We start from the raw sequence: 12,291 nt of genomic DNA, 5'->3' as shown, positions 1-12,291 counted from the left end.
CTCTCCGGTTTCATCAACGCCAGCCGTCGGCGGCCTTCGCCGCCTGTAGCAGCACCTCACACAGCTCACGCAGCTCGGTACCGACGACTCCTTCGTCGGCGGCGGTCACGACATCCTCGGCCGCACACCGGACCTGGTAGATGCGATCGGAGAGGTCGGCGGCCTCATCGGCAGTGAGCACCACCGCATCGGGCGCCACCGAGGTGCCCTTGACCTGCGCGCGTTGTTCGTAGGCGCGCTGCCGGCAGGACTGCCTGCAGTACTGGCGCCGTCGGCCCATGCCTGCATCGGGAACTTCGCGGCCGCACCAACGACACGGCTGGGGCCGATTGCGCCTTCGCGCAGCGGATGTACCAGGCGTTGCGGATGTCACGCGCCGACTGTAGACCGCCGCACCCGAGGTGCCCAGCTTCTGCCGTATCCTGGTGGATTGAGTCGGGAACTTCACGCGGGTCCGCCGCGTTGATGCTCCGGACGAAATCGCGCGTGATTGAGGAGAGTGGACGATGGCTGATCGTGTTCTGAGGGGCAGCCGGCTCGGCGCCGTGAGCTACGAGACCGACCGCAACCACGACCTGGCGCCACGCCAGGTGGCGCGCTACCGCACCGACAACGGTGAAGAGTTCGAGGTTCCGTTCGCCGACGACGCCGAAATCCCCGGTACCTGGCCCTGCCGCAACGGCATGGAGGGCACGCTGATCGACGGCGATGTTCCCGAGCCCAAGAAGGTCAAGCCGCCGCGGACGCACTGGGACATGCTGTTGGAGCGGCGTTCGGTGGAGGAGCTCGAAGAGCTGCTCAAGGAGCGCCTCGACATCATCAAGACCCGTCGCCGCGGCTGACGCCGCCCGACGCGAACCACACGAGCGTGCGTGATCGCGCGCCGGCACCCGTGCCGGCCGCGGACACGCACGCTCGCGGTCGTTAGAGGGAAGCCGGCCTGCTGCTGACGCCGCGGGCGCGATCCAGCCGTCCGCGCATCCCCCACTCGGCGACCTTGAACATCGCCTCGCGGATGTTCGACCCGCTCATCTTGGAGACGCCCAGTTCCCGTTCGGAGAACGTGATGGGCACCTCGACGACGGTGAAACCGGCGTTGATGGCCCGCCAGGTCAGATCGATCTGGAAGCAGTAACCCTTGGAATCCACGGCAGACAGGTCGATCTTCTCCAGCACCTCGCGCCGGTAGGCGCGGTAGCCGGCCGTGATGTCGTTGATGCCGACGCCCAGCAGCACCCGGGAATAGGTGTTCGCCGTCCGCGACAGCGCCAGCCGGCGCCACGGCCAGTTCCGCACCGTGCCGCCGGGCACGTAGCGCGACCCGATCGCCAGATCGGCGCCACCGTCGACGGCCGACAGCAGCCGGCCCAGTTCCTCCGGGGCGTGACTGCCATCGGCATCCATCTCGACCAGGACGGTGTACTCGCGGCTCAGACCCAGGCGAAACCGGCCAGATAGGCCGCTCCGAGCCCGTCCTTACTGACCCGGTGCATGACATGGATGCGGTCCGGGTCGGCGAGCGAGAGCTCATCGGCCAGCCCGCCGGTGCCGTCCGGGCTGCCGTCGTCGACGACAAGGATGTGGACGTCCGGCTGAGCGGCGTGGACCCGCCCGACGATCAACGGGAGATTCTCCCGCTCGTTGTAGGTCGGGATGATCACCAGCGTGCGCCGGCTGGGCGCCACCAGATCGCTCATGCTGTTCTCTCGTCCTCACTGCCCGCATCGGGCGAATCCTGTCCGGTGGGCCGGTGCTGCGGGCCGACCGGGGTGCGCAGCGCGGCCTCTCGCCGTCTGCGCACGAACTTCCCATTGTGCAGCATGGCGGCGATCACAGCCGCAACGCCGACTCCGACCAGCGCCCATTGCACGGCGGGGCCCCAGTCGGTGGCGAAGGTGATGTTCGATTTCAGCCGCACCGCCATGTCCAGGTAGGCCGGTTCGAAAAACTCCGTGGTGGCCAGCGCATGGCCGTCGGGGGCGACTACGGCGCTGATCCCGGTGGTCCCCGACACCACCACGTACCGGTCGTGCTCGACGGCCCGCAGCCGGGCGAACGCCAACTGCTGGGCGCTCATGGCCGCGTCGAAGGTGGCGTTGTTGGCGGGTACCGCGAGCAGCTGGGCCCCGTTGAGCACGGAATCGCGGACGGCCCGGTCGAAGATCACCTCCCAACAGGTGGCCACCCCGATCGGGATGCCGGCAGCCTGCACGACGCCGGTGCCGTCGCCGGGCAGGAAATAGCCGGCGCGGTCGGCGTAGGACGAGAACCTGCGGAAGAAGTCCCGCCAGGGCAGGTACTCACCGAACGGCTGGATGATCCGTTTGTCGTGGCGGTCCTGCGGGCCGGTTTCGGGATCCCACACCAGCACCGTGTTCGTCGCCACCGGGGAGTCGCGGGTGTAGCCGGGGGCGGCCAGCACCGTGCCCACCAGGATCGGGGCCCGGATGGCGCGTGCGGCCGCCGAGATCTGCGCGGCGGCGTCGGTATTGCGCAACGGGTCGATATCGGAGGAGTTCTCCGGCCAGATCACCACCATCGGCTGCGGCGCGCGACCGGCCCGCACGTCCTCGGCCAGTTTCAGGGTCTGGGCGACGTGGTTGTCGAGCACCGCGCGGCGCTGCGCGTTGAAGTCCAGCCCCAGCCGTGGCACGTTGCCCTGCACCGCGGCCACCGTCACCGACGGGTGTTCGCCTGCCCCCGCGCCGGCCTGCCGTATCCCCGGCCACACCAGTGCGGTGGCCAGCAGCACCACGCAGATGATCACGCCCGGCAGCACCGCCTCCGGCCGGGCCGCATCCGAGCCCTCGGCGCTCGGGTGGCTGCGCCGCCACCACATCACGATCTCCAGGCTCAGCGCGGTCAGGCTGAACCCGACCAGCGCCACCGCGACGGATACCAGCGGGGCGCCCCCGAGCTGTGCGAGCGGCAGCAGCGGCCCCTCGGCTTGCCCGAAGGCGACGACACCCCACGGGAAGCCGCCGAACGGCACACTCGATTTCAGCCACTCCTGCACCGCCCATTCCGCGGCGAACCAGATCGGCCAGCCCGGCAACCCGCGGACGGTGACGGCGAGCAGACCGAACAGGGCCGGGAACAGCGCCTGCAGCAGCGACAGCGCCAGCCAGGGCCCGGTCCCGACGAACAGTCCCACCCACGGGATCAACGGCAGGTAGAAGGCCAGCCCGAAGAGCAGACCGTAGCCGAATCCACCGGCCCGGGTGGTCTGCCTACGGGTGAGCACCCAGCCGAGCAGGGCCAGCGACGGGAAGGCCGCCCACCACCAGCCGACCGGGGGGAAGCTGAGATACAGCAGGACGCCGGCGACCACCGAGGCGGCCAGCCGGATCAGCCGCCCGCTCAGTGCACGCCAAGTGGCACCGGCGATCCGGGCGCCGCGGCCGGGAGCAGCGGTGTCCGCGGTACCGGCAGGGGCGTCGTCGACGGTATCGGCGTCAGCCATGAAGCACCTTGCCACGGTGGACGGTTCGCAGGCAGCGCGGGAAATCGGCCTCAGCGTCCAACTGCGGCAACGCGGGCACTCGCGAGCGCGGATCGGTGGACCAGCGGGCCGCGGTGTCGGACGCGGGGGTGCTGACCTCAGATCACCGGCCTCCCAGATCGCGTAGGAGGCGGGTGCGCCGGGCACCAGGGTGCCGGTGACGCCGTCACGCACGCCGCCGGCGCGCCAGGCGCCGCGGGTCGCCGCGGAGAACGCCGCCCGGGCCGACACGCCGCTGCCCGGGGTGCGGTGCCGGATCGCTGCCCGCACGGTCGCCCACGGGTTCAGCCCGGTGACCGGACTGTCGGAGCCGAAGGCGAGGGGCACGCCTTGGGATGCTAACAGCGCAAACGGATTGAGCGTTGCCGCTCGGGAAACCCCGAGACGCTGGGCATACATCCCGTCCGACCCGCCCCAGTAGGCGTCGAAGTTGGGCTGCACGCTGCCGATCACGCCCCACCGGCCCAGGCTGGTGGCCTGTTCGGCGGTCACCATCTCCAGATGCTCCAGGCGATGCCCGCAGCGCGCGACCGCGGGGCCGCCGAAGTGCTCGACGACGCGCCGCAACGCATCGGTGACGGCGGTGACGGCGGCATCCCCGATGACGTGGAATCCCGCGGTGATCCCGGCCTCGGTGCAGGCGTGCAGATGCGCGGCGATCGCGTCGGTGTCCAGGTAGGTGTTGCCGCAGGTGTGGACGGCATCGAAGTAGGGCTCGTGCAGCCAGGCGGTGCGGGAGCCCAGCGCACCGTCGACGAACAGGTCCCCCGCCAGGCCCGCGGCGCCGGTCGCGGCGATCAGGTCGCGGGCCTGCGCCGCGCTCTGGACGGCCTCGCCCCAGTAGCCGGTGACCTGCACGCCGTGCTCCAGTGCGAGCAGTGCATGCCAGTCGTCCAGGCCACCGATATCGGGCCCGCCGCATTCGTGCACCGCGGCGATGCCGTGGCCCGCCGCCGCGTCGAGCGCGGCGAGTTGGGCTTCGCGTCGCTGATCCGGCGTCAGCAACTCGCGCGCGGCCGCGCGGGCCCGATGGTGCGCCTCGGCGGTCAGCGGTCGCTGTGGATCGAACCCGTCGGCGTCGGCGATACCGCCCGCGGCCGCCCGCAGCGCGCTCGACGCGGCGGCGGAGTGCACGTCGATCCGGCTCAGGTAGGCCGCTCTGGCGCCGAGCACCCCGTCCAGGTCCGCGGTGCTCGGCGGAGTCCGGTCCGGCCACGCCGACTCGTCCCAGCCCGACCCCCACACGATGCCGGTGGGATGGCGTCGGGCATGCTCGGCGACCAGCGCCAGGCAGTGCTCGCGGGAGGTCGCATCGCGCAGATCCAGACCGGTGAGGCTGAGCCCGGTGGCGGTCAGATGCACGTGACTGTCCACGAAAGCCGGGGCCACGAACCCGCCGGCCAGATCGATGGTGTCGGCACCGGGGAACTCCGCGCGGGCGGTGTCGTCGGCACCCAGCCACACCACCGCACCGTCGGGGCCGTCACTGAAAGCGATGGCCGTGGCGTCGGGGGCGGCCGGGCTGTGTACCCGTCCGTTGATCAGCAGAGTCGTCACGAAGGTGACAGGTTAATCGGGGGTGATGGTGCGGTGCCCCACTGAGGTCGGTTCGGTGGTGTTCTTGCCCGTCTCGACATCGATGACGTCGATCACCTCGCCGTCGACGTAGTCGGTCTGGCGGGGCTGCCGGTACCCGGGCTGACCGGCCGGATAGGTCACCACCAGCGGGGTGGCCTTCGCGAGGCTCCTGCCGATCGCGGCCATCGCCACGGGGCGGGCGATGCGCCGGGTGGGCGGCATCAACAGCAATGCGCCCAGCACCGAACTGGCCACGCCCGGGATGAAGACCAGGACGGCACCGAGTGCCACCAGGGCGCTGTCGGAGGCCAGCTCGTCGGAGGACGTACGCGAGTTCAGCGCCGACTGCAGGCGCCCGAGGTGCCGGGTGAGCTGTCGACCCGCCAGCGCCAGACCGACCAGGAAGGTTCCCAAAACTGCCAACACGGTCCAGCCGAACCCGATGGTCGACACCAGGGCGACCAGCACCGCCAGCTCGACGAGCAGGTACACCAGGAACAACCGCTTAACCATGTGAGGACAACGCGCGGGGCGCCGATTGGGTTCCTATGTGCCCGCGACCGGCTCGATCTCGATCGCGGCATGCACCTTGTCCACCCCGCCGCGGATCAGGGCCTGCGGGATCCACCACCAGGCGTGCCACCAGTAGCGCCGGGTCACCATGTCGAACACTCGCCGGGTCTCGGACTTCGGCAGGTTGCGGGCGACGGCCTCGACGGGCTCGCCCTTGACCTTGCCCAGCACGCCGCACTTCTGGATGGTGACCCGCGGCGTGTTGTTGATCCGCTTGGTCTTCCAGGAACCGTCATCGGTACTGATCAGCAACTTGCCCTCGTGCGGCACGCCCCACACCGGGGTCGGCTTGGGCCGCCCGTCCTTGGTGAAGGTGGTCAGCAGCAGGTACTTCTCGCGATAGACATCATCGAAGGTCGGTGACATGGCAACAGTTCACCACGTCGAAAGACGATCTGCTCAGAAGACAACGGCCTCATTGTCGTGCCGCACGACGCGATCCTGGCAGTGCCACAACACCGCCCGGGACAGCACCGCGCGCTCGACATCGGCGCCCAGGCGCACCAGGTCCTCGACGGTGTGAGTGTGGTCGATGCGCACCACGTCCTGCTCGATGATCGGGCCCTCGTCGAGGTCCTCGGTGACGTAGTGCGCCGTGGCCCCGACCAGTTTGACGCCACGCTCCCTGGCCCGCCGATAGGTGTTGGCACCTATGAAGGCGGGCAGGAACGAATGGTGGATGTTGATCAGCGGGGCACCGACCGCGGCCAGGAAGTCGGGGGTGACGATCTGCATGTACCTGGCCAGTACCACCAGGTCGACGTTGCCGCGCAGCAGTTCGAGCTGGCGCGCCTCGGCCTCGGCCCGGATCTCCCTGGTCGCCGGGATGTGCACAAAGGGAACGCCGAACGGGCGCACCTGGTCTGCCAGATCGGGATGGTTGGCGATCACCATGACCACCGACATGTCCAATTCGCCACGGCGGTTGCGCCACAGCAGATCCAGCAGACAGTGATCCGCCCGCGATGCCAGGATAGCGACGCGCTTGGGCTTGGCGGCGTCGGTGAACCGGTAGTCGATCTCAAATTGCGGCGCGACGCGCGCGGCGAACTCCCGTTCCAGTTCGGTGCTCGCGGCCGCCAAGCCGGGCAGGTGAAAGACTGTGCGCTGCAGGAAAACTCCACCTTCTGGCTGAGTCGAGTGCTGGTCCAGGGAGATGATGTTGGCGCCGGCTGCGGTCAGGAACGTCGACACGGCCGCGACGATCCCGGAGCGGTCCGGGCAGCGCAGCAGCAAGCGTCCGATGTCCTGGTAGCGGCCGGCTGTCGCGGATCCTGCGGGATGGCTCATCTATGCGGCCGCGCGCAGCTCCAGCGCAAGGTTGTTCTTCATGCCGCCGCGCAACTTGGAGAACAGGTTGAAGACCTTGCCGATCAGGCCGTAGCGCTTGCCGATCCCGTCGTAGACCCGGGCGACCTCGGACTGGTCCAAGATGGCCGCCACGGCATCCACTTCCTCGCTCTTGGGGTTCCCGCTGCGATCGCAGACGGCGACGGTGACGCGCGGGGTGTTGCGGATGCGCTTGACCTTCCAGGCCTTCGCCTGGGTGATGGCCAGCAGCCGGTCACCGTCGGGGACGGCCCAGATGGCGGTCGGCTTGGGCCGGCCGTCCTTGGTGAACGTAGTGAGCAGAACGTAGTCGGCCTTGGCGACGTCGGCGAAGGTGAGAGCCATGGCGCAATCCTATGTGCACCTCCCCCACGCGGGCAGAACGCGAGTCAGCCTTCCAGTTCTCCCTCGGTCTCCAACATCACCTGCTTGAGGCCTTCGAGGGTGGCGGGGTCCGGTGCGGCCCACATTCCTCGCCCGGCCGCCTCCAACAACCGTTCGGCCATCCCGTGCAGTGCCCAGGGGTTGGACTCGTTCATGAACTTGCGGTTCTCGTCGTCGAGCACGTAGCTCTGGCTGAGCTGCTCGTACATCCAGTCCGCCATCACATGTGCGGTCGCGTCGTAGCCGAACAAGTAGTCGACGGTGGCGGCCATCTCGAAGGCGCCCTTGTAACCGTGCCTGCGCATGGCGTTGATCCAGCGCGGGTTGACCACGCGGGCCCGGAACACCCGGGTGGTCTCCTCGCTGAGGGTGCGGGTGCGCACCGCGTCGGGGCGGGTGTTGTCGCCGATGTAGGCGGCCGGGTCCTTGCCGGTGAGTGCGCGCACGGTGGCGATCATGCCGCCGTGGTACTGGAAATAGTCGTCGGAGTCTGCGATGTCGTGCTCTCGGGTGTCGGTGTTCTTCGCCGCCACTGCGATTCGCCGATACGCCCGGTTCATCTCGTCGGTCGCGGGGGCGCCGTCGAGGCCACGCCCGTAGGCGAAGCCGCCCCACGCGGTGTACACCTCGGCCAGGTCCTGATCGTCGCGCCAGTTGCGGCTGTCGATGAGCTGCAGCAGACCCGCGCCGTAAGTTCCGGGCTTCGACCCGAAAATTCTTGTGGTGCTGCGGCGTTCATCACCGTGCTCGGCAAGGTCGGCCAGTGAGTGGGCCCGCACGTAATTGTCCTGCGGCCCTTCCTCCAGGCCGGCCACCAACGCGACGGCGTCGTCGAGCATGGTGACCACATGCGGAAAAGCGTCCCGGAAGAACCCGGAGATGCGGACCGTCACGTCGATGCGCGGCCGGCCCAGTTCTTCCAGCGATATTGCCTCCAGGTCCACCACCCGGCGCGACGCGTCATCCCAGATCGGCCGCACACCGAGCAGCGCCAGCACTTCGGCGATGTCGTCGCCGGAGGTGCGCATCGCCGAGGTCCCCCACACCGAAAGGCCGACCGACGGCGGCCAGATCCCGTGGTCTGCGCGGTACCGGGCCAGCAGCGAATCGGCCAGGCCGACACCGGTTTCCCAGGCCAGCCGGGACGGCACCGCCTTGGGATCCACGGAGTAGAAGTTGCGCCCGGTCGGCAGCACGTTGACCAGACCGCGTAACGGGGAACCGGACGGCCCCGCCGGGATGTAGTGACCGTCCACGGCCCGCAGCACCGCCTCGATCTCCCCGTCGGTGCCCCGCAGCCTGGGCACCACCTCGGTGGCGGCGAAGCGCAGGATCTGCGCGATCACCGGGTCATCGGTGAGACCGTCGACGGCCCCGGCATCCCAGCCGCTGTCCTGCAGGCCGGCCACCAGCTTGCGGGCGGCCGTCTCCGCGGCGTCGACGGCGGTGCGTTCGTCGGCGCCGTCCTCGGCGAGTCCGAGGGCCTGACGCAGGCCGGGCACGGTGTGCTCACCGCCGAACAACTGGCGGGCGCGCAGGATGGCCAGCACCAGATCCAGTTCGGATTCCCCGACGGGCGCCTGCCCGAGGATGTGCAGGCCGTCGCGAATCTGTACGTCCTTGATCTCGCAGAGCCACCCGTCGACGTGCAGCAGCATGTCGTCGAAGGAATCCTCGTCGGGGCGATCCTCCAGGCCCAAGTCGTGGTCCATCTTCGCCGCGCGCATCAACGTCCAGATCTGCTGACGGATGGCGGGCAGTTTCGACGGGTCGAGCGCCGAGACATTCGAGTGCTCGTCGAGCAGCTGTTCCAGCCGGGCGATGTCACCGTAGGTCTCGGCACGTGCCATCGGCGGGATGAGATGGTCGACGAGTGTCGCGTGCGCGCGGCGTTTGGCCTGGGTGCCCTCGCCCGGATCGTTGACCAGGAACGGGTAGATCAGCGGCAGGTCGCCCAGCGCCGCATCGGTCCCGCAGTCCGCGCTCATGCCCAGCGTCTTGCCCGGCAGCCATTCCAGGTTGCCGTGCTTGCCCAGATGGATGACGGCGTCGGCCTTGAACGCGCGCGAGTCACCGAACTGCCCGTCCAGCCAGCGGTAGGCGGCCAGATAGTGATGGCTCGGCGGTAGATCGGGGTCGTGATAGATGGCGACCGGGTTCTCGCCGAACCCGCGCGGCGGCTGTACCAGGATCACCACGTTGCCGGACCTCATCCCGGCGATGACGATCTCGCCGTCGGGATCGTGGCTGCGGTCGACGAAAAGCTCGCCCGGCGGCGGTCCCCAGTGCCGCACCACCGCGTCGGCCAGTTCGGTGGGCACCGTGGCGAACCAGCGCCGGTAATCGGCGGCCGAGACCCGGATCGGGTTGCGCGCCAGCGTTTCCTCGGTGAGCCAGTCGGGGTCCTGTCCCCCGCGTTCGATCAGCGCGTGAATCAGCGCGTCGCCGTCTTCGGCATCGACACCGGGCACCTCGCCGATATCGATACCGTGCTCGCGCATGGCCCGCAGCAGGGCCACCGCCGAGGCCGGGGTATCCAGGCCGACGGCGTTACCGATGCGCGCGTGTTTGGTCGGGTAGGCCGAGAACACCAGCGCGACCTGCTTGTCGGCGGCCGGGACGTGGCGCAGCCGGGCGTGCCGCACGGCCAGACCGGCCACCCGGGCGCAGCGCTCCGGGTCGGCGTTGTACGTGATCAGCCCCTCGCCATCGATCTCCTTGAACGAGAACGGGACGGTGATGATCCGGCCGTCGAACTCCGGCACCGCCACCTGGGTGGCGACATCCAGCGGGGACATGCCGTCGTTGTTCTGCGACCAGGTGGACCGGGAACTGGTCAGGCACAGCCCCTGCAGGATCGGGACGTCCAGCGCGGCCAGATGCGCGACGTTCCAGCTGTCGTCGGTCCCACCGGCGCCCACGGTCGCCGGGGTGGCGCCACCGGCGGCGAGCACCGTGGTGATCAGCGCATCCGCTGTGCCCAGCAGCTCCAGCAGTTCGGGTTCGGCGGTCCGCAGCGAGGCGCAGTACACCGGCAGCGGCCGGCCGCCGGCCGCGACGATGGCGTCGCACAGCGCAGAGATGTAGCCGGTGTTGCCGGCCAGATGCTGGGCCCGGTAGTACAGCACCGCGACTGTCGGTCCAGTGACCTCTGTCTGCGGGCGTTCCAGCACGCCCCAGCCGGGAATGGAGACCGGCGGGTCGAAACCTTCGCCGGTCATGAGCAGGGTGTCGCTGAGGAAGGCGTGCAGGCCGCGCAGATTCTCCGTGCCGCCCTGCGCCAGATAGATGTGGGCCTGCAGTGCCACGCCGGCCGGGACGGTCGAATGCCGCATCAGCTCGGCGTCGGGCGCCTGCTCCCCGGACAGCACCACGGTGGGCACGCCGAGGCCGACCAATATGTCGATGCCGTCCTGCCAGGAGCGATACCCGCCGAGGATGCGGACGACGGCGATATCGACGCCGGCGATCAGCTCAGCGAGCTCGCGGTCGAGTTCGTCCTGCAGCAGCCGGGCCGGATTGGCCCATCGATAGTCGGCACCGCTGGCGCGCGCGGTGATCAGGTCGGTATCGGACGTAGACAGCAGCAGCACGGTCGGCACCGTTCAATCCTGCCTCACCACGCGCGTCGCGTGGTCTGCCGGTCAGCGGTCGGAGCGGCTCCAGCGGCCGTACCACGAGTCCTGGTACGGGACGGAGATGGCAGCGAAAACCAGGGCCACGCCGGCGGCGATGGCGATGAGTGAGGCCATGTCATGGCCTCCTTCCTGAAAAGGTACCGGCGGTACCGGGTTGATGATCGAAACGTAGCCCCCGCAGGCGCCGGCAGCGGCATTCTGTGCCTGAGCAGACAGGAGCCGGAAAAATGTGACACACGTCATATAAGTGCCGACGGCGGCGCCGCCAGCTGCGCATTCCGGACTTCGAATCCCGCGTGGTCGAACCGTTTACCGACGGGGCCACGGCTGGCGCAATGGATTCATGAGCACCCGCACCTCACTGGATGTCGTCAAACTCGGCGCCCATATCGGCGCCCGTCTCGACGGCGCACGGCTGACCGCCGATCTCGACGAGTCGACCGTGGCGGCGATCAACGACGCGCTGCTGACCCACAAGGTGATCTTCTTCCGCAATCAGAACGATCTCGACGACGACGGTCAGCTGGCATTCGCCCAACGCCTCGGCACCACGACCGCCGCCCACCCGACGGTGCTGTCGCGCGGCACCCGGGTGCTGCCCATCGACTCCCGCTACGACAAGGCCAACAGCTGGCACACCGACGTCACCTTCGTGGATCGCATCCCGAAAGCGTCTCTGCTACGCGCGGTGGCACTGCCGGAGTACGGCGGTACCACCGTGTGGGCCAACACCGAGACCGCCTACGCCCAGTTGCCTCCAGCGCTGCGGGCGCTTGCGGAGAACCTGTGGGCGGTGCACACCAACACCTATGACTACGCCGCCGACTATGACGGCCGGCACGAGCAGGTCGCCGCCACCGTGCGCGAACACCGCGAGGAGTTCGAGTCCGCCTACTTCGAGACCGAGCACCCCGTGGTGCGGGTCCATCCGGAAACCGGCGAGCGGGTGCTGTTGCTCGGTCACTTCGTCAAGCGGTTCGTTGGGCTGGGATCCACCGAGTCTGCTGCCCTTTTTGGATTGCTGCAGGCGCGGATCACCAAGCTGGAGAACACCGTTCGCTGGAGCTGGGAACCCGGCGATCTGGCCATCTGGGACAACCGGGCCACCCAGCACTATGCGGTCGCCGACTACGACGACCAGTTCCGGCGGCTCAGCCGGGTGACACTGGCCGGCGATATCCCTGTCGACGTGCAGGGCAGGCCCAGCCGCGTCGTCGCCGGGGATGCCTCGGGCTACTCGGTCGTGGTCGATCCGGTGCCGGGCCGGCACGCACGGGCGAGCTGAGT

General features: G+C 69.1%; 9 protein-coding genes and 2 pseudogenes. 2 read left to right on the top strand and 9 right to left on the bottom strand.

Annotation, left to right across the window (positions count from 1 at the left end):
• Positions 1–13: 13 nt before the first annotated feature.
• Positions 14–373 (bottom strand): hypothetical protein, encoded by a 360-nt coding sequence (locus tag C6A86_RS14015; protein ID WP_105366374.1) that lies wholly within the window; start codon positions 371–373, stop codon positions 14–16.
• 133 nt (positions 374–506) lie between these two features.
• Between C6A86_RS14015 and C6A86_RS14010 the strand changes: the two genes are divergently transcribed.
• Positions 507–842, top strand: coding sequence for an RNA polymerase-binding protein RbpA (locus C6A86_RS14010; RefSeq protein ID WP_057165293.1), 336 nt, complete (start codon positions 507–509; stop codon positions 840–842).
• An 82-nt stretch (positions 843–924) separates the two neighbouring features.
• Here C6A86_RS14010 and C6A86_RS14005 read toward each other — a convergent pair.
• From C6A86_RS14005 to cobN, 8 genes and pseudogenes are all read right to left on the bottom strand, one after another.
• A pseudogene (locus C6A86_RS14005) lies at positions 925–1,697 on the bottom strand (polyprenol monophosphomannose synthase).
• Positions 1,694–3,463, bottom strand: a complete 1,770-nt coding sequence (lnt, locus tag C6A86_RS29200) for an apolipoprotein N-acyltransferase (RefSeq protein ID WP_105366315.1) — start codon at positions 3,461–3,463, stop codon at positions 1,694–1,696. The pseudogene C6A86_RS14005 and the gene lnt overlap by 4 nt, the downstream one beginning before the upstream one ends.
• Positions 3,456–5,059: pseudogene (locus tag C6A86_RS29195) on the bottom strand (amidohydrolase). Before C6A86_RS29195 ends, lnt begins: the two are co-directional and overlap by 8 nt.
• 12 nt (positions 5,060–5,071) lie before the next feature.
• Positions 5,072–5,593, bottom strand: coding sequence for an FxsA family protein (locus C6A86_RS13995; protein WP_105366317.1), 522 nt, complete (start codon positions 5,591–5,593; stop codon positions 5,072–5,074).
• Positions 5,594–5,626: 33 nt separating this feature from the next.
• A complete protein-coding gene (locus C6A86_RS13990) occupies positions 5,627–6,019 on the bottom strand; it encodes a PPOX class F420-dependent oxidoreductase (protein WP_105366318.1) in 393 nt (130 codons plus the stop codon).
• Positions 6,020–6,052: 33 nt separating this feature from the next.
• On the bottom strand, positions 6,053–6,943 hold the full coding sequence (gene purU / locus C6A86_RS13985) for a formyltetrahydrofolate deformylase (RefSeq protein ID WP_105366319.1): 891 nt from the start codon (positions 6,941–6,943) through the stop codon (positions 6,053–6,055).
• On the bottom strand, positions 6,944–7,327 hold the full coding sequence (locus C6A86_RS13980; RefSeq protein ID WP_105366320.1) for a PPOX class F420-dependent oxidoreductase: 384 nt from the start codon (positions 7,325–7,327) through the stop codon (positions 6,944–6,946).
• A 44-nt stretch (positions 7,328–7,371) separates the two neighbouring features.
• A complete protein-coding gene (gene cobN, locus C6A86_RS13975) occupies positions 7,372–10,968 on the bottom strand; it encodes a cobaltochelatase subunit CobN (RefSeq protein WP_105366321.1) in 3,597 nt (1,198 codons plus the stop codon).
• Positions 10,969–11,347: 379 nt separating this feature from the next.
• Between cobN and C6A86_RS13970 the strand changes: the two genes are divergently transcribed.
• Positions 11,348–12,289 carry a TauD/TfdA family dioxygenase gene (locus tag C6A86_RS13970; RefSeq protein WP_105366322.1) on the top strand — a complete coding sequence of 314 codons (942 nt, stop codon included), beginning with the start codon at positions 11,348–11,350 and terminating at the stop codon, positions 12,287–12,289.
• Positions 12,290–12,291 lie beyond the last annotated feature (2 nt).

Source organism: Mycobacterium sp. ITM-2016-00316, from assembly GCF_002968335.2.
GTDB lineage: Bacteria > Actinomycetota > Actinomycetes > Mycobacteriales > Mycobacteriaceae > Mycobacterium.
This window is presented reverse-complemented; position numbering and strand designations above follow the sequence as displayed.